Annotated in this window: 27 protein-coding genes; 16 read left to right on the forward strand and 11 right to left on the reverse strand. The window is 52.9% G+C overall.

Translation table 11 applies throughout. From position 1 onward, the window contains the following. Positions 1 to 6: 6 nt before the first annotated feature. From ACZ5TN_RS03345 to ACZ5TN_RS03355, 3 genes are all read right to left on the reverse strand, one after another. Positions 7 to 2,709: a DEAD/DEAH box helicase gene (locus tag ACZ5TN_RS03345; RefSeq protein ID WP_464917152.1), complete on the reverse strand. Its 2,703-nt coding sequence runs from the start codon at positions 2,707 to 2,709 to the stop codon at positions 7 to 9. A 45-nt stretch (positions 2,710 to 2,754) separates the two neighbouring features. Further along, positions 2,755 to 3,456: an alpha/beta hydrolase gene (locus tag ACZ5TN_RS03350; RefSeq protein ID WP_464917153.1), complete on the reverse strand. Its 702-nt coding sequence runs from the start codon at positions 3,454 to 3,456 to the stop codon at positions 2,755 to 2,757. Between the two features lie 62 nt (positions 3,457 to 3,518). After that, positions 3,519 to 4,097, reverse strand: coding sequence for a CBM20 domain-containing protein (locus ACZ5TN_RS03355; protein ID WP_464917154.1), 579 nt, complete (start codon positions 4,095 to 4,097; stop codon positions 3,519 to 3,521). Positions 4,098 to 4,289: 192 nt separating this feature from the next. Here ACZ5TN_RS03355 and ACZ5TN_RS03360 point away from each other — a divergent pair, with 192 nt between their 5' ends. From ACZ5TN_RS03360 to ACZ5TN_RS03370, 3 genes are all read left to right on the forward strand, one after another. Further along, positions 4,290 to 4,805 (forward strand): rubrerythrin family protein, encoded by a 516-nt coding sequence (locus ACZ5TN_RS03360; RefSeq protein WP_464917155.1) that lies wholly within the window; start codon positions 4,290 to 4,292, stop codon positions 4,803 to 4,805. Positions 4,806 to 4,885: 80 nt separating this feature from the next. Beyond that, positions 4,886 to 5,047, forward strand: a complete 162-nt coding sequence (gene rd, locus ACZ5TN_RS03365; RefSeq protein WP_011249479.1) for a rubredoxin — start codon at positions 4,886 to 4,888, stop codon at positions 5,045 to 5,047. 11 nt (positions 5,048 to 5,058) lie between these two features. Further along, on the forward strand, positions 5,059 to 5,406 hold the full coding sequence (locus tag ACZ5TN_RS03370) for a class II SORL domain-containing protein (protein WP_011249480.1): 348 nt from the start codon (positions 5,059 to 5,061) through the stop codon (positions 5,404 to 5,406). A gap of 18 nt (positions 5,407 to 5,424) precedes the next feature. Here ACZ5TN_RS03370 and ACZ5TN_RS03375 read toward each other — a convergent pair whose 3' ends face one another. Beyond that, positions 5,425 to 6,420, reverse strand: a complete 996-nt coding sequence (locus ACZ5TN_RS03375) for a hypothetical protein (RefSeq protein WP_011249481.1) — start codon at positions 6,418 to 6,420, stop codon at positions 5,425 to 5,427. Between the two features lie 158 nt (positions 6,421 to 6,578). Between ACZ5TN_RS03375 and ACZ5TN_RS03380 the strand changes: the two genes are divergently transcribed. The 10 genes from ACZ5TN_RS03380 to ACZ5TN_RS03425 all read left to right on the forward strand — a co-directional run bounded on the left by ACZ5TN_RS03380 (position 6,579) and on the right by ACZ5TN_RS03425 (position 12,935). Continuing rightward, the gene (locus tag ACZ5TN_RS03380; protein ID WP_011249482.1) at positions 6,579 to 6,932 is read left to right on the forward strand and encodes an iron-sulfur cluster assembly protein; all 354 of its coding nucleotides are present in this window, start codon (positions 6,579 to 6,581) and stop codon (positions 6,930 to 6,932) included. Between the two features lie 182 nt (positions 6,933 to 7,114). Continuing rightward, positions 7,115 to 8,410 carry a serine hydroxymethyltransferase gene (gene glyA, locus ACZ5TN_RS03385; protein ID WP_464917156.1) on the forward strand — a complete coding sequence of 432 codons (1,296 nt, stop codon included), beginning with the start codon at positions 7,115 to 7,117 and terminating at the stop codon, positions 8,408 to 8,410. A gap of 284 nt (positions 8,411 to 8,694) precedes the next feature. Then, positions 8,695 to 9,150 carry an immunoglobulin-like domain-containing protein gene (locus tag ACZ5TN_RS03390; protein WP_464917489.1) on the forward strand — a complete coding sequence of 152 codons (456 nt, stop codon included), beginning with the start codon at positions 8,695 to 8,697 and terminating at the stop codon, positions 9,148 to 9,150. Positions 9,151 to 9,155: 5 nt separating this feature from the next. Next, the gene (locus tag ACZ5TN_RS03395; RefSeq protein ID WP_464917157.1) at positions 9,156 to 9,641 is read left to right on the forward strand and encodes an immunoglobulin-like domain-containing protein; all 486 of its coding nucleotides are present in this window, start codon (positions 9,156 to 9,158) and stop codon (positions 9,639 to 9,641) included. Positions 9,642 to 9,646: 5 nt separating this feature from the next. Beyond that, on the forward strand, positions 9,647 to 10,075 hold the full coding sequence (locus ACZ5TN_RS03400; RefSeq protein ID WP_464917158.1) for an immunoglobulin-like domain-containing protein: 429 nt from the start codon (positions 9,647 to 9,649) through the stop codon (positions 10,073 to 10,075). 63 nt (positions 10,076 to 10,138) lie between these two features. Then, positions 10,139 to 10,471 (forward strand): transcription factor S, encoded by a 333-nt coding sequence (locus tag ACZ5TN_RS03405; RefSeq protein ID WP_011249488.1) that lies wholly within the window; start codon positions 10,139 to 10,141, stop codon positions 10,469 to 10,471. Then, positions 10,468 to 10,644 carry a hypothetical protein gene (locus ACZ5TN_RS03410; protein WP_464917159.1) on the forward strand — a complete coding sequence of 59 codons (177 nt, stop codon included), beginning with the start codon at positions 10,468 to 10,470 and terminating at the stop codon, positions 10,642 to 10,644. Before ACZ5TN_RS03405 ends, ACZ5TN_RS03410 begins: the two co-directional genes overlap by 4 nt. 2 nt (positions 10,645 to 10,646) lie before the next feature. Then, positions 10,647 to 11,396 (forward strand): DNA polymerase sliding clamp, encoded by a 750-nt coding sequence (locus ACZ5TN_RS03415; protein ID WP_464917160.1) that lies wholly within the window; start codon positions 10,647 to 10,649, stop codon positions 11,394 to 11,396. A 30-nt stretch (positions 11,397 to 11,426) separates the two neighbouring features. Then, positions 11,427 to 11,993, forward strand: a complete 567-nt coding sequence (locus tag ACZ5TN_RS03420) for a DNA replication complex subunit Gins51 (protein WP_464917161.1) — start codon at positions 11,427 to 11,429, stop codon at positions 11,991 to 11,993. A 291-nt stretch (positions 11,994 to 12,284) separates the two neighbouring features. After that, positions 12,285 to 12,935, forward strand: a complete 651-nt coding sequence (locus ACZ5TN_RS03425; RefSeq protein WP_464917162.1) for a peroxiredoxin — start codon at positions 12,285 to 12,287, stop codon at positions 12,933 to 12,935. A gap of 11 nt (positions 12,936 to 12,946) precedes the next feature. Here the strand turns inward: ACZ5TN_RS03425 and ACZ5TN_RS03430 are convergent, their stop codons facing one another. Beyond that, a complete protein-coding gene (locus ACZ5TN_RS03430; RefSeq protein WP_464917163.1) occupies positions 12,947 to 13,480 on the reverse strand; it encodes a GNAT family N-acetyltransferase in 534 nt (177 codons plus the stop codon). A 46-nt stretch (positions 13,481 to 13,526) separates the two neighbouring features. On the opposite strand from ACZ5TN_RS03430, the gene ACZ5TN_RS03435 reads away from it, so the two are divergent. Next, positions 13,527 to 14,483: a transcriptional regulator gene (locus ACZ5TN_RS03435; RefSeq protein WP_011249494.1), complete on the forward strand. Its 957-nt coding sequence runs from the start codon at positions 13,527 to 13,529 to the stop codon at positions 14,481 to 14,483. Here ACZ5TN_RS03435 and ACZ5TN_RS03440 read toward each other — a convergent pair. Then, positions 14,476 to 15,735 (reverse strand): HD domain-containing protein, encoded by a 1,260-nt coding sequence (locus ACZ5TN_RS03440; RefSeq protein ID WP_464917490.1) that lies wholly within the window; start codon positions 15,733 to 15,735, stop codon positions 14,476 to 14,478. The genes ACZ5TN_RS03435 and ACZ5TN_RS03440 overlap by 8 nt on opposite strands. Positions 15,736 to 16,202: 467 nt before the next feature. On the opposite strand from ACZ5TN_RS03440, the gene ACZ5TN_RS03445 reads away from it, so the two are divergent. After that, a complete protein-coding gene (locus ACZ5TN_RS03445) occupies positions 16,203 to 16,427 on the forward strand; it encodes a hypothetical protein (RefSeq protein ID WP_367884177.1) in 225 nt (74 codons plus the stop codon). 4 nt (positions 16,428 to 16,431) lie between these two features. Here the strand turns inward: ACZ5TN_RS03445 and ACZ5TN_RS03450 are convergent, their stop codons facing one another. The 4 genes from ACZ5TN_RS03450 to ACZ5TN_RS03465 are packed head-to-tail and all read right to left on the reverse strand — an operon-like array spanning position 16,432 to position 18,786. Further along, complete coding sequence (locus ACZ5TN_RS03450; protein WP_464917164.1) at positions 16,432 to 17,622, reverse strand: molybdopterin molybdotransferase MoeA; 1,191 nt, start codon at positions 17,620 to 17,622, stop codon at positions 16,432 to 16,434. Between the two features lie 2 nt (positions 17,623 to 17,624). Continuing rightward, on the reverse strand, positions 17,625 to 18,083 hold the full coding sequence (locus ACZ5TN_RS03455) for a PIN domain-containing protein (RefSeq protein ID WP_011249497.1): 459 nt from the start codon (positions 18,081 to 18,083) through the stop codon (positions 17,625 to 17,627). After that, on the reverse strand, positions 18,080 to 18,235 hold the full coding sequence (locus ACZ5TN_RS03460; protein ID WP_158298050.1) for a hypothetical protein: 156 nt from the start codon (positions 18,233 to 18,235) through the stop codon (positions 18,080 to 18,082). Before ACZ5TN_RS03460 ends, ACZ5TN_RS03455 begins: the two co-directional genes overlap by 4 nt. 38 nt (positions 18,236 to 18,273) lie before the next feature. Then, positions 18,274 to 18,786 (reverse strand): MogA/MoaB family molybdenum cofactor biosynthesis protein, encoded by a 513-nt coding sequence (locus tag ACZ5TN_RS03465; protein ID WP_464917165.1) that lies wholly within the window; start codon positions 18,784 to 18,786, stop codon positions 18,274 to 18,276. 372 nt (positions 18,787 to 19,158) lie between these two features. Between ACZ5TN_RS03465 and ACZ5TN_RS03470 the strand changes: the two genes are divergently transcribed. Further along, complete coding sequence (locus tag ACZ5TN_RS03470; protein WP_464917491.1) at positions 19,159 to 20,376, forward strand: methionine adenosyltransferase; 1,218 nt, start codon at positions 19,159 to 19,161, stop codon at positions 20,374 to 20,376. Positions 20,377 to 20,445: 69 nt separating this feature from the next. Here the strand turns inward: ACZ5TN_RS03470 and ACZ5TN_RS03475 are convergent, their stop codons facing one another. Next, complete coding sequence (locus ACZ5TN_RS03475) at positions 20,446 to 20,661, reverse strand: hypothetical protein (protein ID WP_011249501.1); 216 nt, start codon at positions 20,659 to 20,661, stop codon at positions 20,446 to 20,448. Positions 20,662 to 20,750 lie beyond the last annotated feature (89 nt).

Below are 20,750 nucleotides of genomic sequence, written 5' to 3' on the forward strand. Positions count from 1 at the left end.
GTAAGGTCAAGACTGGTTTTGTGCATCCGCTTTATTTCCCTTCAACATCCTCTCCCAAACCTTTATCGCGGCCCACTTGTCGAGGAACTCGTTGAAGGTTCCGCACTTCGGCGAGAGAACGCAGACGGGGCAGCCGTCCTTGCAGGGGCAGCCCCTGAGGTGTTCGAGGCTCTTCTCCATCAGCTTCTCGGCGTTCTCGTAGATTATCCCGGCTAGACCAGCGCCGCCCTCGTTGCCGTCGTAGATGAAAACGACCGGCTTTCCAAAATAGGGCGTCCCCGGAAAGCTCTCGTAGCTGTAGCCGCCGAGCTCCCTGCTGTCCACGTAGGTGAATATCGGCGCTATCTTTATCATGTTGTGCTCTATCGCGTGGAGCGCGCTCCCAATTCCGTCCTTGCTGTCCACCATCTTCTTCACGGCGAAGGCGAGTTCCTCATCCTGAATCCCAGCCTTCTGGAGGGCATCACCTATTGCCTTCCTTATTATGAAGCTCGTGGCACCGAGGTAGAGCGGGAAGAGCTTTCTTCTATCAAGGCTCTCGTATATCTGGAACGCCAAATCCTCAAACCCCTTCTCGGTCGCCCTGCCAAAGAACTCCCTGAACTCCTCTTCCGTTAGTTCTCGTATCTCCTCCGGGAAGACGAGCCATATTCCTTCGGTCTCGAACTCCCTGACGTAGGGCTCCTCGAACTCCACCTTCGCGAACTTCTCCCAGTTGAGTATCGAGAAGTCTTCCTCCGTCTCAACCCTCTCGCCCGTCGAGGGGGAGGAGATTTCGCCTTTGAGTATGCCAGCTTCCTTCAGCCGTACCAGTTCCTCCACGTAGTTTCCAGTATCGAGCCCCTTCACGGCGAAGCCGGTGTAGACGTGCCTGACGCGGAGCCTTCCGAGACCTATCTCCACGCCTTTGTAGGCCTTCTTTGCCCTCTCTTCCAGTATCTCGACTTCTTCCAGCTTCCTCGCGAAGGTCTCAACGTCCCAGAGGCGGTTTAGCTGCTTCGCAAATACGAAGTGGAACTTTCCGATGCTGAGCCGCTCCATCGCCATGTAGAGCTCTCCCCTTGAGAAGTAGGCCATTCCGGGTAAGAGCGAGCGGTGGTATTCGTCCTCATCGACTTCTTCAATGATGTGGCCCTTCATCTTGAGCCAGTTTATGAAGTTTAGGAGCTCTCTGAGGGAGGACTTTTCCATCAGCTTCGCCCTTATCCACGGCTCGTCCTTCACGAGGAAGAAGCTCTCGTCGCTGGCAGTTCTCAGCGAGGAGTACTCGAAGGCCGGTCTTCTAACCCTGACCTCAAGCTTCCCTGTCAGCGGGTTCTTCTTGAGGTCTGCCTTCCTCTCGACCACGAGCTTTTCGGCTATTCTCTTCTCAAACCCGTCCAGCTCGTCCCAGTCAACTATTCCAAGCTCGGTGAGGAGGTAGTGGAGGTGCTTCTCCGCTATGCGCTCGTTGTCGGTCTTGACCGGCATGTACTCGATGATGCCCTTCTCAAGCCTCTCGACGAGCTCATTGAAGTGCTCGCGGTAGTAGTAATCGAGGCCGTTCTTCCTCAAAACAACGCCGTTCAGGGCTTCCCTGTCGGCGCTCCTTCCAGCCCTCCCAAAGCGCTGGATGAGGGAGAACAGCCCGTCAGGGGGAATGCCGTAGTTTATCACGGCATCGAGATCGCCTATGTCTATCCCGAGTTCGAGGGCGTTCGTAGTTAGGAGAGCGAGCAATTTTCCATCCCGGAAGTCCTTCTCGATGTCCCAGCGGACGTTCTTCGGCAGGGTGCCCTTGTAGGTGGTCACCTTCGGGAAGACGGGGGAGTTGAGGAGGAAGCGTAGGGTCTTCTCGGTGCCTTTCCTGCTGTCGAAAAAGACGAGGGTCTTTATCCTCTTACTCACGAGCCTCTCGATTACGGCCCTTAGGAGCTGTTTATCGCCAAGGTTCTTCGGCTCGAAGAGGACGAGATACCTCCGCGGGAACGGATTGGTTGCATGGGTTATTGGCTCAAACTCCGTTCTAAAGAGCTTCTCCGCGAACTCCTTTGGGTTCCTCAGCGTGGCGGAGAGGGCTATTATCTGCGGCTTCACCCCAAGGCGTCTGAGCCTGAAGAGCAGACGCCTGAAGAGCCATGCGGCATTGCTCCCAAAGACCCCGCGGTAGACGTGGAGCTCATCAACGACGAGGTAGCGGAGGCTTCTCAGGAGCCACTCGTACTCTCTCCATCTTCGTAGGATGTTGTAGTGGAGCATGTCCGGGGTGGTGAAGACAACCCTCGGCCTCTCGCGGAGGAGCCTTCTTCTCTCTTCCCAAGGGACGTCCCCCGTTAGAATCTTCGCAGGTACGAGCTTTCCAGTTATGCGGTAGAAGGTAAGGTTCGCCCTCTGGAACTTCTCGAGCTGGTTGTTTATGAGCGCCCGCGTGGGGTAAACGAGGAGGTAGGTCTTCCGCGGATCTGAGAGGTAGGAGTCGAAGATGGCCAGGCGGAAGATTTCGCTCTTCCCGCTGGCCGTTGGCGTTGTAACGACGATATTTTTTCCAGCGTAGAGCTTTTCCAGGGCCTCAACCTGATGATGATAGAGGGAGAAGCCCAGCTCCTCAACTAGGGCGTTTATTTCTGGGTTTTTGAACGTGAATTCTCCAAACTCACCTTCTCTCGGAGGAAAAACGTGGACTCTCGCGATCTCTGACTTCAGGGGTTTGAGGGCTTCGAAGAGGGACATGGATTAGAATTGGAGCCGCGGTTAAAAAATAAAGCGGTCGGGAAGTCACCCCTCAAAGAGCCACAGGACGGCATCCGGGAACCTCTTGCCCCAGTAGTACTCGTTGTGCTGGGCGCCCTCGTCTATCACGACCTTGAGGTTCACTCCTTCAACATAGCCCTTCTCCTTCAGGATGCTCACCATCTCCTCGTTGCTCCTGGAGAACGCTCCTGGATCGCTCCCCTCCATAGTGCCCCAGTCGATGTAGATTTTCTCGGGCCCTTTCTCTGCGTTCCTGACGAAGTCGTATATCTCAGGATTGAACCAGAACGCCGAGCTCATGGCTCCAACGTAGCGGAAGACCTCCGGATATGCAAAGCCTGCATAGACTGCCATCAGCCCGCCGAGGGAAGAGCCCATTATTCCCGTTTCGTTGGGAACTGTGCGGTAGTGGGAGTCTATGTAGGGCTTTAGCGTCTCGACTATGAAGCGCACCATGGCGTCGCCCTCGCCGCCCCTTCCGTACTCCTCGTTCACCCAGGGGGCATACTCGTCTATCCTTTTGTCCCCACCGTTGTCGATTCCAACCACTATTATCGAGAATCCCCTCTCGGTGTAGAGCTTTTCAAGGGCCTCGTCAACACCCCACTCGCCCGCGAAGGAAGTTGCGCTGTCGAAGAGGTTCTGCCCGTCGAACATGTAGAGGACTGGATAGCTCCTGTTGGTAGTCCCGTAGTCCGGGGGCAGGTAAACCCATATCCTCCTCATCCGGTTAAGCTGGGGGATGAACATCTTGAAGGTCGTCACGTTGCCCGTTATCGTGTGCTCTCCTACTCCAACCTCCTCGACGTAGTCGCGCCAGTGGTAAACGGTGAACTCGTAAGTCCCGCTATCTTTGAATACAAACTGCCTGTTGGGGATTTCCTCCCCGTTTGGGCCTTTTCAACGGTCTCCCACGAGCCACGGGTGAACTTAAACTCGATGACCTTTCCGTAGGGGAACGTCAGGTTTATTGCCCACCTGCCGTCGGGGAGCTTCGTGAGCCTGTAGTTTTCGTCTCCTGGGTTCCAGCCGTTGAAGTCGCCCGCTATGTAAACTGCATCGTCTTCGGGGGTGTAACCTGGAACCGAGACGATGAAGGTAACTGTTATCTCCCTGGATTCTGTTTTTGTTGATGTGCCCCTGGGTGTGGTAGATGTTTCGGAAGAGGAAGAACTGGTAGTTTGAGATTGTGTTGAGGATGTTTGACTGGTTTGGTCACCCTGAGTTATGTCAGATCCAGCCCCTTTTTCGGCGGAAGAGGTTGGTGGGCCCTGAGAGCCTGTTTGTGCTGTACTTGAGTTCTGACCTACGCATCCGGCTGAAGCCACCATGAGTAGAAAAATCAGAAGGAAGCCTGCAACTTTCATGCTTATTTGATCACCTGAAAGGGTTGCCTGCGTAGGTTTTATCTTTTTCCACTGCTCCCCTCTAACGGCGGTTCGGGAAGTTTTGAGGCAGTGTAAAAACAGAGCGTCAATAAAACTAAACTCGACAATTACGCAATATTTTTATACATCAAAGTACAAATTTGTTGTGACGACTTTTTCAGGTGTCTGCCAATGGTAGTGAAGAGGGAAATGACCCGGAAGTTTTTGGAGGATGCTTTCGCGGGCGAAAGCATGGCCCACATGAAGTACCTTATCTTCGCCGAGCAGGCTGAGAAGGAAGGACTTCACAATATAGCGAAGCTCTTCAGGGCTATAGCCCATGCCGAGTTCGTCCACGCTAAGAACCACTTCATAGCCCTCGGCAAGCTTGGGAAGACTCCCGAGAACCTGCAGATGGGAATAGAGGGCGAGACCTTCGAGGTAGAGGAGATGTACCCTGTTTACAAGAACTCCGCCGAGTTCCAGGAGGAGAAGGACGCGGTGAGGACGACCCACTACGCCCTTGAGGCTGAGAAGATACACGCAGAGCTCTACAAGAAGGCCAAGGAGAAGGCCGAGAAGGGAGAGGACATCGAGATAAAGAGGGTCTACATCTGCCCGGTCTGCGGCTACACGGCCGTTGATGAGGCCCCCGAGTACTGCCCCGTCTGCGGCGCCCCGAGGGACAAGTTCGTGGTGTTCGAGTGAATCTTTCGATTTTCCTTTTCACAGGTTTGAGACGCAAACCTTATAAGGTATGACTAATAACATTAAAGCGGTGAAAGAAAATGGCGAAGTGGAAGTGCATAGTCTGTGGATACATCTACGATGAGGATGAGGGCGACCCCGACAGCGGGATAGCCCCGGGAACCAAGTTCGAAGACCTTCCGGATGACTGGGTCTGCCCGCTCTGTGGCGCTCCCAAGGATATGTTTGAGAAGATTGAGTGAGGTGATGGAAGATGCTTAGCCAGACCATAAAGAGTGGAGACTGGAAGGGTGAGAAGCACGTCCCCGTTATAGAGTACGAGAAGGAGGGCGACCTCGTCAAGGTCGAGGTCTCTGTTGGAAAGGAGATACCGCACCCGAACACCCCTGAGCACCACATAGCTTGGATACAGCTCTGGTTCCACCCGGAGGATGGAGCCTTCCCGATACTCGTCGGTAAGGTTGAGTTCAGCAACCACACCGACCCGCTCACCGAGCCGAGGGCGGTATTCTTCTTCAGGACACAGAAGAAGGGCAAGCTCTACGCGCTCAGCTACTGCAACATCCACGGCCTCTGGGAGAACGAGGTCACACTTGAGTGATCTTTTCCGTTTTTATCTTTATCCATGTCTTGGAATCTGGAAGGTTACGTTCTCACCTTCAAAGGATACAACGACAGTACTGGCATTTTTCGGTGCCAAAAACGTCTTCTTTATCGAAACAACACCGTGAGTGTAAAACAGGTTTTCTAGTACTCCCTTTATCTCCTGAATCTGATAATCTGGGGAATATATTTCTCGTCCATCAACGTAGATTTTAACGTTGCATGGATGTCTTGAATCCACGAGAAGAAGGCTTCCGTCTGGTCTAGGTTTGTATTTCACGTCTCCACACGTTCTAGGGACATACACAAGCTCAAGTTCTATGCCATGGTCATAAAAGTTTCCATAGAGTGCAACTTTTTGATCTTTCTTTATGATCTCAAAGTCGTAATCGGGCTTGATGAAATAATAGAGCGTTCCTCCAAGCACCAGCGTGACGAGGGCTATTCCTGCTATTTTTTTCAGTGAGACAAAGGGTAAACCCTCGGTTCTAGTGCCTACCAGGGGAACTTTCCAGAGGCTGAAGAACTCAACGAGCTTCCCTATGTTGTATAGGGGGATTCCGATAAGTAGGGGGAGCAGAAGAGCGCCGATGAGAGCCAAGTTACCCGCAAGGTTGAAATTGAGTTCCCCAGTTTCTTCGGCAAAAAGGCCCATTCTGATCCGATAGAGAACGGCGGAGGCTACTATGAAGGGGTAAAGCACCAAGAGTGATAAGACGAGAGTTTTGAACCCCAAGACCGGCGAGAGTTCCATACGATACACCAGCATATTGAGCACCAAGGCACCTGCGGCTATCAAAGCAGTCTCCCCCACGAAGAGTAGCAATGGTCTTGAGTCAACATCAATGCTCCAGAAGTACAGCCCAGCGGCGTACAGGAGCCCTCCAACGATAAAAATCGGGAGGCCTATTACCCCAAAAAGACCGCTTATCATTGTTATAACAGTCCCGATAAGCATGAACTCCTTTCCGTTTAATAGAACTGTTCGACCCTCGCCCACTTCAACACCCATGGCATATTTTAACGCCAAGTATTTAAGCTTTTTTTAAATTTATGTCGAAAACTACAGAGCTATCAAATGAAAAAGCTTAGTTCTTTAAGAGAATTGACCAGAACTGCCCAGGAAGGCTTATAACTGTTCAAACAAAATCCCACTTAGGTGGGAGGAAAATGAAAGTTTACATGCCCGACCGTGAGTGGCCCGAACACTACAGGGCCGTTCTGGAGGAGCTTGCAAAGATAACTGACCCAATAACCGGGGGAGACATCCTCGACTCGGGTGTCGTCGCCGGCTTGGAGGTCACGGAAGATACTCTCAAGGTCTGGCTCAACTTCGAGAGCCACGCCGAGTACAATATAACAGGCGAGAGCGCCATAGCGTATTCTAAGATAATCGGCGACATAATGGAGCGCTTTGCCCTAGTCAAGTTTGAGAACGTCTACGTCTATGACCTCAAGAACAACCCCGTTGGGGTCTTCGAGAACAGGGGAAGGTACAGGGCCGAAGACCTTGAGGGCGATTGAATAAGCTCCTTAGAGTTTTCAAAGGCTTGGGTATAGTGTGCCATATACTATGAAGAAAAATGATGAAAACGGCCCTTACACCTCAAAAATTTCTGCGAACCCTAATGTACATCTCAGGACACATGCACACTTTAGGTAAAATTTATATCCCCCCCGTTCAAACAACCATCGAGGTGTTCCCAATGGCTGAAGGATATAAAGAGTACAGAGACAAGGTTCTTGGCTTTATTGAAGACCACGAGAACTGGAGGAAGCACACGATAAACCTCATCGCGAGCGAAAACGTGACTTCTCCGAGCGTTACCAGGGCCGTTGCCTCAGGTTTTATGCACAAGTACGCCGAGGGCTGGCCGAAGCAGAGGTACTATCAGGGCTGCAAGTACGTTGACGAGGTTGAGCTCATCGGTGTTGAGCTCTTCACCAAGCTCTTCGGAAGCGACTTCGCCGACCTGAGACCGATTTCTGGAACAAACGCCAACCAGGCGGTCTTCTTCGGGCTCACCCAGCCGGGCGACAAGGCGATAGTTCTTCACACCAGCCACGGCGGACACATAAGCCACATGCCCTTCGGTGCCGCCGGAATGAGGGGTCTTGAAGTCCACACCTGGCCCTTCGACAACGAGGAGTTCAACATCGATGTCGACAAGGCCGAGAAGCTCATCCGCGAGGTCGAACCCAAGATAGTCGTCTTCGGCGGTTCGCTCTTCCCGTTCCCGCACCCTGTCAAGGAGCTCGCTCCGGTCGCCAAAGAGGTTGGCGCCTACGTCATGTACGACGGTGCCCACGTCCTCGGTCTCATAGCTGGAAAGCAGTTCCAGGACCCGCTCCGCGAGGGAGCCGACATAATCACGGCCTCAACTCACAAGACCTTCCCTGGGCCGCAGGGCGGTGTCATCATTTACAAGCGCTTCGGCGAGACGGAAGAGATAGCCAAGCTCCAGTGGGCCATCTTCCCGGGTGTCCTCAGCAACCACCACCTCCACCACATGGCGGGTAAGGTAATCACCGCCGCCGAGATGCTCGAGTACGGTGAGAAGTACGCGGCCCAGATAGTCAAGAACGCCAAGGCCCTTGCCGAAGCCCTGGCGGAGGAAGGCTTCAAGGTCATCGGCGAGGACAAGGGCTACACCGAGAGCCACCAGGTCATCGTTGACGTTTCAGACCTCCACCCTGCAGCTGGAGGATGGGCGGCCCCGCTGCTTGAAGAGGCCGGCATAATCCTCAACAAGAACCTCCTCCCGTGGGACCCGCTTGAGAAGGTCAACGAGCCGAGCGGCCTTAGGATTGGAGTCCAGGAGATGACCAGGGTTGGAATGATGGAGGATGAGATGAAGGAGATAGCAAGGTTCATCAGGCGCGTCCTCATAGACAAGGAAGACCCTGCCAAGGTCAGGAGAGACGTCTACGGCTTCCGCGCCGAGTACCAGAAGGTTTACTACTCCTTCGACCACGGGCTCCCGCTCAGGCTCAGGGAGTAAATTGGAACTTTTCCACATTTTTATTTCTAATTTCAATCGTATCCAGGTGGAAAGCCTTCTCGCTGGATTTTTTTGAAGAAAACGTTATAAACAACCTTTTCTAGCCCTTTCCAGCGGTACCACACCTTCATTAGCCACGCGCCCCCGGTACCGCTAACTTCCCCCGAAACGGGATAAAATAAGGGGCTCAAATCCAGTGGTTCAAATTACCAAACGTTTCGAAACTCCTTGAAGTGAACGAAAGGATTATTATTCTGGAAGTTCAAAAACCTCTGGTGAAATCAATGAGGAAGGCGCTTGTGATAGGGATAGCAGTTGTTGTTTTGGTTGTAGCAGGATACGGAGCCCTCAGCTGGGATGGGAAAGAGGCCAGCGGTTCGCCGCAGGACAGCCACGCGAAGTTCGTCAAAATGGAGCTTGACAAGTCCACCTACAGTCCTTCCGATACCATGATTATCAGGCTTATCAACGAGGGCGAGACAAAAGTTACCACCAGCTACCACTTCAGACTCTACCGAGAAGAAAACGGAGAGTGGGAGGAAGTTCCCGTTAACCTCATGTTCATAGAGATCGCCGTTTCGATAGAACCTGGAAAGAGCTGGGAGCAGAAGGTCAATCTCGCGGATCTGAAGCTTTCCCCGGGACACTACAAGATCGTCAAGAAAGTCATTCTAACTTCACCGGGGAGTGAAAACGCTGCCAGCTACGAGGTCAGTGCGGAGTTCGACGTAAAGGGATGAGTCCGATGAAGTGGCCCCTAGCGTTCATCGTTGTTTTTCTTCTCCTTTCCGGCGTTTTTTATATGGAACTTTGCAAAAACCGCGAGATAACCGAGAACAATGCAGCCTGTACGTCCGGGACTGCCGTTATGGACCTCGAAAAGGAGGCATACAAAGTTGGAGACAACCTTACCCTGACCATAACCAACACGGGGAGCGAGACGATAATAGTGGGCGCACCTTACAGATTATACCTGCTGGAAAACGGAAGCTGGAAAGAGATAGAAACTGGTTTCACGTTCACAAGTATCGGGTGGCAGATACCGCCGGGCGGCAACTGGACGCAAACCGTGCCCTTGGTCATACGCGTCCCTGACGGAGCCTTCGGAAAGCTCAAACCACTTCCTCCAGGTAGATACAAAATAGAGAAAACAGTTCTCATTGATCGAGACAAATGTGAAAGCAGGAGTAACGAAATAGCCCTATCGGCCGAGTTTGAGATTGTCAGGTGATCCCAATGAGGGGGAAGACAGGGACGGCCTGCACCCTCATAATACTCCTTGTCTGGGGCCTTACCGGACCTCACTTCTACGTGGGGCTTGACAAGAGTGGCTATCATCCCGGAGAAGAGCCAGTTTTAAGGACATGCAACATTGGGTTGACGCCAATCTCATTCGGAGAGGGCTACCATCTCTACCGCTTAGAAAACGGAACGTTGGCCCCGGTTAGAACTGGCCTTATCTTTCCTGCGGTACTCCACTGGCTCATGCCCTTTCAGTCCTGGGAGCAGAAAGTCAGTTTGAAGTATCTGCTGGAAAATGAATCCGTCGGAGGGGCCCCTTCACTCCGGGACCTGCCACCGGGAAGATACAGGATTGTTAAGGAGATCTGCGGCTGGCCAAGGGGCTGTGTAAACGCCAGCTTGGAGTTTGATCTGCTGTCATAATCGGAGCAAAACTTTTTATCCTCTTTCAACATACCGAACCCTCGGCTAAAGGGGTGGTGAGAGATGAAGTTCTGTCCGAAATGCGGGAACCTGATGCTCCCAGACAGGAAGAGGAAGGTCTGGGTCTGCCGCTCATGTGGCTATGAAGAGCCCTTCGACGAGGAGAAAGACAGAGAGAAAACGAAGATCACCAAGAAAGTCGAGCACAAGCCGGACGAGGAGATCATAGTGGTGGAGCAGGACCTCAAGACCCTGCCCACGACAAAGGTCACATGCCCCAAGTGCGGCAACGACACAGCTTACTGGTGGGAAATGCAGACGAGGGCTGGAGACGAGCCGAGCACGATCTTCTACAAGTGTACCAAGTGCGGCTATACCTGGAGGGCCTACGAGTGAACGAGGCCGAGCTTGAAACCCTGAGAAAGCTCGCCCAGAAGGCCCTCAAGGAGCTTGAGGAGGCCTACCTCCGCTTACCCGACACGGACAATGGAAAGACTTATTTATTCCGTGGAAAAGAAAGGGTTAGGCTCATGCTTCAGATATTGGAGTCAGCTAAAAAGGAGGGGTAGAAATGCCGTTCGAAGTTGTTTTTGACGGGGCCAAGGAGTTTGCAGACCTGATAGCGACCGCAAGCAACCTCATCGACGAGGCCGCCTTTAAGTTCACTGAGGAAGGCATAAGCATGCGTGCAATGGACCCGAGCAGGGTCGTCCTCATAGACCTCAACCTGCCCGAAAGCATCTTCTCCAAGTACGAGGTCGAAGAGCCCGAGACAATCGGCATCAACATGGACCAGTTCAAGAAAATCCTCAAGCGCGGTAAGGCCAAAGACACCCTCATACTCAAGAAGGGCGACGAGAACTTCCTTGAGATAACCTTTGAGGGAACCGCCAAGAGGACATTCAGGCTTCCTCTGATAGATGTGGAAGAGCTTGAGCTGGAGCTTCCCGAGCTCCCGTTCACGGCTAAGGTAGTCCTCCTCGGTGAGGTTCTCAAGGAGGGCATAAAGGACGCTTCCCTCGTCAGCGACGCCATCAAGTTCATAGCAAAGGAGAACGAGTTCACAATGAAGGCCGAGGGCGAGACCAACGAGGTCGAGATAAGGCTTACCCTTGAGGACGAGGGCCTTCTCGACCTTGAAGTCGAGGAAGAGACCAAGAGCGCCTACGGCATAAGCTACCTCAGCGACATGGTCAAGGGCATCGGGAAGGCCGACGAAGTTATACTCCGCTTCGGCAACGAGATGCCGCTCCAGATGGAGTACATGATCAGAGACGAGGGCAGACTGACCTTCCTGCTCGCTCCGCGCGTTGAGGAGTGACCTCCCTCAACTCTTTTTTGAGGTGGGAACGTGGACATAGTGAAGCTCAGGGAACTCCTGGAGGCAGAGCTCTCAAGTACGGATTTAAACGAACTTGACGAAGACTTCTACGTTGAGTTCGACAGCCTGATAAAGGCCCTAAAGCTGAGCGCAGAGAGCTCCAGGGAACGCGGAGAAGACGTCGAGGAAAGGCTTTATCTCGCCCAGCTCAAAATAGCGGAGTCCCTCATGAAAGAGATCATCAAGCTCAGACTCCATAAGATAGTTGATCTCGCAGTCGAGGGTAAAATCGCGGAGATGACAGCCGAGGAAAAGAGGCTCTTCAACGTCATAAGAGCATTTATCGAGAGGGAAGAGCTCCCGGAAATTTCAGAGGAAGTCCAACCGCAGGAAGAGAGCGAAGCCGAGGCAGAGTACAGGTCCAAGGAGGTTCCAAAGGAAGCTTACATTATCCAGATGGACCTCCCAGCCGTTCTTGGCCCGGACATGAAAGAGTATGGGCCGTTTATGGCCGGAGATATGGCCATTATCCCCACCGTTATTGGGCGAGCCCTCGTTGAGAGAGAGGCCGCACGAAGAGTAAGGATATTCCTCTAAAGTAAGTCCTTTTAAGTTGCTCCAGTTTTTATTCTCTAAAGCAATCCTCCAAATGAATGGATGTTGAGGTCTATCAATGGCCACATTTTTTGAAATTATGCCCACAATCTAGGTAGAATTGACCAATTATGACAATCTAAGAATTCAGATTTAGACGTTTATAAAACAGATGTTCACGTTGATTTGTCTTTCCGTCAAATTTGTTCCCGAAACCAAACCGAAAGCTTTATATATTCGAACCAACCAGGTTTATAGTGAAGACGACACACAAAAATGAAGAGGTGATGAAAGATGGTCGTCATAGGAGAAAAGTTCCCAGAGGTTGAGGTCAAGACCACCCACGGCGTGATAAAGCTCCCGGACTACTTCGCCGAGCAGGGCAAGTGGTTCGTGCTGTTCAGCCACCCGGCTGACTTCACCCCGGTCTGTACGACCGAGTTCTACGCCATGCAGAAGAGGGTTGACCAGTTCAGGGAGCTCGGCGTCGAGCCCATCGGACTCAGCGTTGACCAGGTCTTCAGCCACATCAAGTGGATGGAGTGGATCAAGGAGAACCTCGGCGAGGAGATAACCTTCCCGGTCATAGCCGACGACCGCGGTGAGCTCGCCGACAAGCTCGGCATGATACCCAGCGGCGCCACCATAACCGCTAGGGCTGTCTTCATCGTCGACGACAAGGGCATCATAAGGGCCATCGTCTACTACCCGGCCGAGGTCGGCAGGGACTGGGACGAGATCCTCAGACTCGTCAAGGCCCTCAAGGTCAGCGACGAGAAGGGAGTTGCCCTGCCGCACAAGTGGCCGAACAACGAGCTTATCGGCGACAAGGTCATCGTTCCGCCCGCCAGCACCATCGACGAGGTCAAGCAGCGCGAGGAGGCCAAGGCCAGGGGCGAGATCGAGTGCTACGACTGGTGGTTCTGCTACAAGAAGCTCGAGTGAGCTTCTTTCCCTTATTCTTCTCTGAACTTCTCGAATATCAGCTCATCCACGAACCCGTAGCCGGGTATGTGGGAGTGTTTCTTGAGTCTGCCCGCAAGCTCGAAGCCGTTCTTTTTCAGGACGCGGATTGATGCGGTGTTTGGTTCATAGACCCTAGCGTAGACTTTTCTCAAGTTAAGCCATTCAAAGGCGTATTTCAAGGCCAGCTCAACGGCCTCGGTGGCATAGCCCCTGTTCCAGTACTCTTTCGCTATGAAGTATCCCAGCTCGGCGTGGCCGTCTTTGTGGTTTATCCTGTGCAGGCCTACAAAGCCAACTGGGCTTTTGGACGAGTTCTCTAAAACAGTAAAGACCCTGTTTTCGCGCTTTCCTCTCCGCATAGCCTCGTACCACTCAAGCTCGTCCTCAAAAAAGAACAGCCCATCCGGATCGCTTAAAAACCTCCTCACATCGCGGTCGTTGTACCAGAGCCAGGCCCTCCTCACATCGTCTTTGGTTGGAACAGCCAGCGAGACCAGTTTTCCCTTTACCACCACGGGACGCATCGACCACACCTTAAATTTATTAAGGTGTTATGGGTATTTAAAAACGATGGAAAGGGAGAGGCTCATAAAGACCGTTGAAGCGATACTTAGAGGCGCAGGGTACCGCGTTGCCAGGTTAGACCTTAAAGGGTCGTGCTTTGACCTAGTGGCGAGCAGGCTCTTTCTCCTGCTTTTTATAAAGGCTACCGTGAACATCGACACGATAACAGAAGAGCAGGCGGAGGACTTGAAGCGCCTCGCCAAGTTCTTCAAGGCTTCTCCGCTTATTGTTGGGTTAAGGAGCAAGAGCGGCGAGCTTGAAGAGGGTGTGGTGTACGAGCGCTTTGGAATTTATGCCCTCCGCCCCGAGACCCTCTACGATGCCCTCCTAAACAACGAACTGCCCGCTGTTTTCGCGGAGCGCGGAGGTCTGTACGTCAGGATAAACGGAGAGCTGTTGAGGGAACTCAGGGAGAAGCACGGCTATTCTGTAAATGAGCTGGCACAGCTGCTCGGCGTGTCTAGAAAGAGCCTGCTCAACTACGAGCGCGGCGAACAGGCAGTTTCGCTTGATGTTGCCATCCAGCTTGAAGAGATATTTGATGAGGCGCTCGCGGAGCCGATAGACATCCTGAGGGCCAAAGTTGAAGCCGACCTCAACGTTAAGCCTGAAACGCCGCTCGAGCGGGAGGTCTTTGAGAGGCTCAAGAAACTCGGCCTGGGCCTTGTGAAGGTGAAGAAAGCGCCCTTCAACGCGATTTCAACTGAAGACGACATACGCCTTCTCACGGGTATAGATGAAAGGAAAACACGCTCCACCATAAAACGCGCCGAGATGGTGGCGGAGGTCGGCAGAATAGTTAACAGCGGCGGTGTCTTCATACTGGAGAAGACTAAGGCTGAAGTCGTTTCGGAAGTCCCGCTCATCCCCAAGGAGAGCCTTGAGGAAGTTAAAGACGCAGATGAGCTTATAGAACTCATCGACAAGCTGAAGAAGGAGATAAAGGAAAAGCTCTTCAGCTGAAGATAACCCTTCTCCAGACTTCCCTCAGTCTGTCCACGTACTTCTCGGGTGAGGCTATCATGACCGCCCACCTGGGGGTCTGCCTCCTCTTGAGTGCATTCGCCAGAGGCGTTACCTTCGTCAGGGGCTGAATTTCGCCGTTATCAAGGAGAACGTTTATCCCAGTTTCCTTGAGCCTCGGCTCGCTCAGCATGAGGTCTGCGATGCTGAACTCCAGGATAACCTCGCCCTCACTCGCTCCGACGGCATCCGCCAGGTTCCTTTCGATCTCCTGCCTCTTCTTGACGTTTCTGTAGGCGTTGAGAAGCTCCCGCTTCTCTTCAGTGCTGAGTTCCTCGGCCGTTATCAAAACGGCCGCCTTGTAGAGCTTTCTGTGGAGAACACGTTTTGTGAGCTCCGCAGGAAGGCCCTCAAGGTCTTCAAGTTCCACCAGAACCCTGCAGTCGGTCATCCGCCAGAAGTCCCACAAATGCCCCTCGTCGAGAGCAAACTCCAGGGCTCTCGTAAGCATTCCCTCGGCTATCTTAACCGTGTGGTGGAAGTAGACCCTTGAGTACATGAGCGCCCTGGCAACCATCATTCCCTCAACTGCCTCAATGCCCTTCTCGTCAACAACGAGTTGCCCATCGTGAATCTTCATGACCTTGAGGAGCCTTTCCAGGTCTATTATACCATGGGCGACGCCGGTGTAGTGAGCATCTCTCACCAGGTAGTCGAGCTGGTCAACATCGACGCCCCCGTGGAGCATCTGGCCGAGGTAGGGCTTCTCGGAGCGGCCGAGAATTATGTCGGCGACGGCCTTTGGGTCTATTCCGTGTTTCTCAAGTACTTCAGGTATTTTTCCACCATCTTCGTCGCCCGTTATGTTGATGTTGCCGAGGATTATGTCCTGGCCGAGGCGCATGTGGTCGCGTTCCTTTACGTAGTGCTTGTAGATGCCCTCGAAGGTATGGCTGAGCGGCCCGTGGCCGATGTCGTGGAGGAGCGCACCAACCTGAAGTAGTTCAGACTCCTCTTTTGGAAGACCAACTTCCTCAGAAAGGCGTTTGGCCAGGTGCCAGGCTCCGAGCGAGTGTTCAAAGCGCGAGTGATTGGCACCTGGATAAACGAGGTACGCAAGCCCGAGCTGCTTTATCTGCCTTAACCTCTGGAACTCGGGTGTTTTTACGAGGTCGAGGATGACTCCAGAGACCTTCATGCTACCGTGAACGCCGTCATGGATGATCTTGTAGCTTCCAGCTTTGTCATCCATTCCTATCACCGGCTGAAGATTTGAGAAGTTCCTTAAATAAGTTTTCGGCGATATGACAAAGAACGGCCGATTTGAGGAAAATAGTTGCAGACCATCAATTTATAAACCTGACAGTGAAGAATAAAATGCCCCTGCGCGAGGACCCCGGGGAGAATGAACCGGGGGGCGATGCGGGGGCAACAGCCCGGCCTCAGCGAGGTCCCCGCGGGAGGGCCTTCCGCGTCCCGGAGCACGATGACCGCGGGAAACCCAGGCCGGGCACAGTTCTGGCCCGCCAGGGTTAGCCCGCCCAAGGGTGGCGCACGCCTTCGATGAGGGCGGGAGTTACCGGCGGGCCATATTTTCACATGGATTTCGGAGTTCTAAACTTTGAAGAGTATGTAATCTTCAGATTTTAGAGACTATTTTTGATAGTAAGCAAATTATGAAGAGAAAAGATTATTAATACAAAAGGGCACCTACAAAACATGAGCTCGCGAGAAAATCTCATGAGGGTAGAAAACAAGGTGCTTTCCGAGATCCCATGGCTTGTTGATGATTATCAGACCTATTTAAGGAGAATACTCGAAGAAAAGGAAAGAGAGCGCAAAGAAATTCTCAGGTACTTAAAGGAATTAAACGCAAGTGCACTAAAGCTTTTGCCCGAGGAGCTTGCTGATGTCGTCCCTTTTGGTGACTGGAGAGAAGAATAAAAGCTCAGTACAGCACAACCTCCACCTCTTCTCCCTCCAGGTAACCCTCGCTGTCCTCTGGAATCGTTATGTATCCGTTGCTCTCCACAAGCGAACTTATTATGCCACTGCCCTTCTTCTTTATCGGTCTTGCCGTACCGTTTTCGTACCAGACCTTGACGAACTCGTAGCGGCCGAGCTGGCTCGGAACCCTTTCGGTGAGCCTTGCCCTGACCCGGGTTTCGTAGTTTCTTGCCCCCACAAGCTTCGCAAGTGCATGCTTGACGTAGAGGTGGAACTGAGTGAAGACCGCAACCGGATAGCCACTCATTACAAAGACTCTCTCTCCGTATCCTATTGGTCTCCCCGGTTTTATCGTCGTCCCGTGGAAGAGTAGGTTCACAAAGCGGTGGGCAAAGTCCATATCGCCGAAAGCTGAACCGCCCGTGACAAGGACGAGGTCGTTCTCGGAGCGTGCTTTCCTTATTGCCTCTCCGATTTTCTCCTCGTCATCCGGAATTACCCCATAGAACCTCGGCTCCCCAAAGTACTGCCTGACGAGACCTTTCAGCATGACGGAGTTGCTCTCCAGTATCTTTCCGTGGTTCAGGGCTTCTTCATCAAACTCCTCGATGAGCTCGCTTCCTGTAACGATTATGCCGACTCTGGGCTTTCTCCTGACTCGAACCGTCCTGAAGCCTATGCTTTTGAAGATTGCCAGGTCCTGAGGCCTTAGAATCTGGCCCTTTTTGAGGACAACCTGTCCCTTTCTGACGTCCTCACCCTTCATTGCAACGTTCTGACCGGGAGCAACGGGGCGTAGGACTCTTATAACGTCCCCCTCGCGCTCGGCCATCTCCTGCATCAGAACGGCGTTTGCTCCCTCCGGAATCTTGGCCCCGGTCAGGAGCTTAACTGCAGTTCCGGGCTCAACGGTCTTTTTACTCTCTCCGCCGGCGGGAATTTCGTCTATTACCCTGAGCTCCACCGGGCTGTACTCCCTCGCCTGAAAAGTGTCCTCGGCGCGGAGTGCATAGCCATCAACGGCAGACCTGTCAAAGGGTGGACTGTCTATGGGCGATACGACGTCCTCGGCCAGGACTCTCCCAAGAGCCTCATCGAGAGGAACTTCCTCAACTTCTTGGATCTCGCTCAGATCGTTGAGGAGAAGGCCCAGGGCCTCTTTATAGGGCGTGAGCTTCTTGAACTCCCTCATTTTTACACCCCCAGAGTTTTAAGCCACTTCACTCTTTTAAAGTCCGAGTCAAAGGTAGCAATGTGCTTAACGTTATGATTCCGGCAGGCAAGCACTATTTGGGCATCGGAGGGCATCAGGTTGTACTCTTTCATGGTATCATAGAGTTCTTCCCGCCTGAACGAATCGGGGACTATGATGACCCCAAGCTCATCAAGAAGCCCGTTAAGAGAGGTCACCACATCGGAAAATGGCCCCCATCCCTTTCGAGCCACGAACTTCCTCAGGCTGTATTTTCCCTTTATTCCGAATTTTTCTCTCCCAATGATAAGAGCTAGAGCACCAATGGCTTCTCTATAGACTGTGGGAGACGTTAGAAATGCCCAGGGTCCCAACAGTATTTCCTCGGCAATTCCTGCCTTTTCACCGTCCACGAGGTACTCAACGAGGACGCTGGTGTCGAGAAACAGGAAGTCGCTCAAAGCTCTTCAGCCTCCTTAATCGCCCATAGTATAGTCTCCTCACTTGCCTTACCGAGTATTCCCCTGAATTTCCTTATTTTCTGTTTTTTGGCTAAAGTGAGCTTACTGCCCTCCTCAGCCGTGGTGATGTTTGAACTCCCGACTTTCTCCATGTTTTCACCCATTATGTCTTGTGTGCTTTCCCTTAAAACTATTCACGACCGTGCTTTAGCACGTGACCAGCCTCGGCCAGTATGAGCTTTACCCCAGTTTTGGCGGCACCAAGGCTTCCCGGAAGGCAGAAGACTGCCATTGCTCTGCCAGAGCTCCTTATTATCCCCCCTGTTGCTCTCGTCATTATCGCGGCGGTTCCTATTTCCTCGTAGCTGACTAGCCTGAATATATCCCCAAACGAAAGCTCCTTGTCAAAGAGCGGTCTGAGGCTCTCTATTGTCACATCCCTGCTCGCTATCCCAGTTCCTCCTGATGTTACCACGACATCCGCTCCCGCGCGGAACGCATCAACAACCGCCCCGATGATCTCCATTTTCTCATCTGGCACTATCCTGTAGAGAACCTTCTCGTGGCCGGCCTTCTCAAGCTCCTCAACCAGAAATTTCCCGCTCTTATCCTCTTTCTCTCCCCTGCTCGCCGTATCGCTGACCGTTATGACTGCAAACTTAAACTTCCGCGGGGCCTTCTCCTTGTGATCCTTAACGCCCATGATACCACCCAGTTAAACTGCTCTTTGGTCTTAATAACCTTTCAGAAAACAGTACTGCTTAACAGAAGCCAATCGGTGTGGGCCCGGCTGATCCCCCGCTCTCATTGACGGCCAGAGACCCCCTCCAGCGGTCCGGAGACCGGGCCCTGTCCGCCCGGCATCGTCTCATCCCTTCATCGCGGGCCTCGGCCCCCTCCGGGACACGGGCCACCGGGCGGGACCGTCGTAGAAAATTCTTCGGAAGGCATTTTAACGTTTTCGAATTATATAACCTGCAGGAATAGGGACATTTTGGATTCATGCCGAAAAGTATATAAGACGATGCACAGACCCGACCACTGCGCTGATTAAGTCGAAAAGAAGGTGATGCTCATGGCTGGAAAGGTCAGGAACATAGTCGTTGAGGAGCTCGTCAGGACCCCAGTTGAGATGCAGCAGGTTGAGCTCGTCGAGAGGAAGGGTATCGGTCACCCCGACAGCATAGCCGACGGTATAGCCGAGGCCGTCAGCAGGGCGCTCTCCAGGGAGTACGTGAAGAGGTACGGCATCATTCTCCACCACAACACCGACCAGGTCGAGGTTGTCGGCGGAAGGGCCTACCCGCAGTTCGGCGGCGGTGAGATAATTAAGCCGATATACATCCTCCTCTCCGGAAGGGCCGTCGAGATGGTTGACAGGGAGTTCTTCCCCGTCCATGAGATAGCACTTAAGGCCGCCAAGGACTACCTCAGGAAGGCCGTCAGGCACCTCGACCTCGAGCACCACGTCATCATAGACTCCCGCATCGGACAGGGAAGCGTTGACCTCGTTGGAGTCTTCAACAAGGCTAAAAAGAACCCAATCCCGCTCGCCAACGACACCTCCTTTGGTGTTGGCTACGCCCCGCTCAGCGAGACCGAGAAGATAGTCCTTGAGACCGAGAAGTACCTCAACAGCGACGAGTTCAAGAAGAAGTACCCTGCCGTCGGTGAGGACATCAAGGTTATGGGTCTCAGGAAGGGAGACGAGATAGACCTCACCATCGCCGCTGCCATCGTTGACAGCGAGGTTGACAACCCCGACGATTACATGGCCGTAAAGGAGGCCATCTACGAGGCCGCCAAGGAGATCGTCGAGTCCCACACCGAGAGGCCGACCAACATCTACGTGAACACCGCAGACGATCCGAAGGAGGGCATCTACTACATAACCGTCACAGGAACCAGCGCCGAGGCCGGCGACGACGGGTCCGTCGGAAGGGGCAACAGGGTTAACGGCCTCATCACCCCCAACAGGCACATGAGCATGGAGGCAGCGGCGGGTAAGAACCCGGTGAGCCACGTCGGTAAGATCTACAACATCCTCTCAATGCTCATAGCGAACGACATAGCCGAGCAGGTCGAGGGCGTTGAGGAGGTCTACGTAAGAATCCTCAGCCAGATTGGAAAGCCGATAGACGAGCCTCTCGTTGCCAGCGTGCAGATAATCCCGAAGAAGGGCTACTCAATCGACGTCCTCCAGAAGCCGGCCTACGAGATAGCCGACGAGTGGCTGGCCAACATAACGAAGATACAGAAGATGATCCTCGAGGACAAGGTAAACGTCTTCTGAAGTCCTCGCTTTTCTCTTCTACCCTTTTGATGGCTTCCTTGCATTAGTAGGGAACAGAAAAGTTAGAGATCAGACTGCGGGAGCGCTCTGCTTGAGCGCCCTGAGGACTTTTGCTTCTTCTGCCATAAGGGCGAGCTTTTCCTTCTTAACCTTGGCAAGAACCATTGCAACGTCCCTCTTCTGGCGGGCAAGCCTTATGAGCCTGGCCTCCTCGCGGAGAACGGCTTCCTTTCTCCTCCTCACAACCTCAAGGCGCCTCTCGAGCACGGACTTAACCTTCTCCATATTGTATCACCTGATAAATGAGGGCCCCCGATCCTTATAAGATTTTCGGTGAACGCTTAAGTCAATATCGCTTTTTGTCGAAAAAACTT

The organism is Thermococcus sp. JCM 11816, from assembly GCF_055396515.1.

What these genes read in the sequence shown, in the direction of transcription:
- ACZ5TN_RS03345 (WP_464917152.1), bottom strand. Translation starts at nt 2,709, where the DNA reads ATGTCCCTCTTCGAAGCCCTCAAACCCCTGAAGTCAGAGATCGCGAGA.
- ACZ5TN_RS03350 (WP_464917153.1), bottom strand. Translation starts at nt 3,456, where the DNA reads ATGAGGAGGATATGGGTTTACCTGCCCCCGGACTACGGGACTACCAAC.
- ACZ5TN_RS03355 (WP_464917154.1), bottom strand. Translation starts at nt 4,097, where the DNA reads ATGAAAGTTGCAGGCTTCCTTCTGATTTTTCTACTCATGGTGGCTTCA.
- ACZ5TN_RS03360 (WP_464917155.1), top strand. Translation starts at nt 4,290, where the DNA reads ATGGTAGTGAAGAGGGAAATGACCCGGAAGTTTTTGGAGGATGCTTTC.
- rd (WP_011249479.1), top strand. Translation starts at nt 4,886, where the DNA reads ATGGCGAAGTGGAAGTGCATAGTCTGTGGATACATCTACGATGAGGAT.
- ACZ5TN_RS03370 (WP_011249480.1), top strand. Translation starts at nt 5,059, where the DNA reads ATGCTTAGCCAGACCATAAAGAGTGGAGACTGGAAGGGTGAGAAGCAC.
- ACZ5TN_RS03375 (WP_011249481.1), bottom strand. Translation starts at nt 6,420, where the DNA reads ATGGGTGTTGAAGTGGGCGAGGGTCGAACAGTTCTATTAAACGGAAAG.
- ACZ5TN_RS03380 (WP_011249482.1), top strand. Translation starts at nt 6,579, where the DNA reads ATGAAAGTTTACATGCCCGACCGTGAGTGGCCCGAACACTACAGGGCC.
- glyA (WP_464917156.1), top strand. Translation starts at nt 7,115, where the DNA reads ATGGCTGAAGGATATAAAGAGTACAGAGACAAGGTTCTTGGCTTTATT.
- ACZ5TN_RS03390 (WP_464917489.1), top strand. Translation starts at nt 8,695, where the DNA reads ATGAGGAAGGCGCTTGTGATAGGGATAGCAGTTGTTGTTTTGGTTGTA.
- ACZ5TN_RS03395 (WP_464917157.1), top strand. Translation starts at nt 9,156, where the DNA reads ATGAAGTGGCCCCTAGCGTTCATCGTTGTTTTTCTTCTCCTTTCCGGC.
- ACZ5TN_RS03400 (WP_464917158.1), top strand. Translation starts at nt 9,647, where the DNA reads ATGAGGGGGAAGACAGGGACGGCCTGCACCCTCATAATACTCCTTGTC.
- ACZ5TN_RS03405 (WP_011249488.1), top strand. Translation starts at nt 10,139, where the DNA reads ATGAAGTTCTGTCCGAAATGCGGGAACCTGATGCTCCCAGACAGGAAG.
- ACZ5TN_RS03415 (WP_464917160.1), top strand. Translation starts at nt 10,647, where the DNA reads ATGCCGTTCGAAGTTGTTTTTGACGGGGCCAAGGAGTTTGCAGACCTG.
- ACZ5TN_RS03425 (WP_464917162.1), top strand. Translation starts at nt 12,285, where the DNA reads ATGGTCGTCATAGGAGAAAAGTTCCCAGAGGTTGAGGTCAAGACCACC.
- ACZ5TN_RS03430 (WP_464917163.1), bottom strand. Translation starts at nt 13,480, where the DNA reads ATGCGTCCCGTGGTGGTAAAGGGAAAACTGGTCTCGCTGGCTGTTCCA.
- ACZ5TN_RS03435 (WP_011249494.1), top strand. Translation starts at nt 13,527, where the DNA reads ATGGAAAGGGAGAGGCTCATAAAGACCGTTGAAGCGATACTTAGAGGC.
- ACZ5TN_RS03440 (WP_464917490.1), bottom strand. Translation starts at nt 15,735, where the DNA reads ATGGATGACAAAGCTGGAAGCTACAAGATCATCCATGACGGCGTTCAC.
- ACZ5TN_RS03445 (WP_367884177.1), top strand. Translation starts at nt 16,203, where the DNA reads ATGAGCTCGCGAGAAAATCTCATGAGGGTAGAAAACAAGGTGCTTTCC.
- ACZ5TN_RS03450 (WP_464917164.1), bottom strand. Translation starts at nt 17,622, where the DNA reads ATGAGGGAGTTCAAGAAGCTCACGCCCTATAAAGAGGCCCTGGGCCTT.
- ACZ5TN_RS03460 (WP_158298050.1), bottom strand. Translation starts at nt 18,235, where the DNA reads ATGGAGAAAGTCGGGAGTTCAAACATCACCACGGCTGAGGAGGGCAGT.
- ACZ5TN_RS03465 (WP_464917165.1), bottom strand. Translation starts at nt 18,786, where the DNA reads ATGGGCGTTAAGGATCACAAGGAGAAGGCCCCGCGGAAGTTTAAGTTT.
- ACZ5TN_RS03470 (WP_464917491.1), top strand. Translation starts at nt 19,159, where the DNA reads ATGGCTGGAAAGGTCAGGAACATAGTCGTTGAGGAGCTCGTCAGGACC.
- ACZ5TN_RS03475 (WP_011249501.1), bottom strand. Translation starts at nt 20,661, where the DNA reads ATGGAGAAGGTTAAGTCCGTGCTCGAGAGGCGCCTTGAGGTTGTGAGG.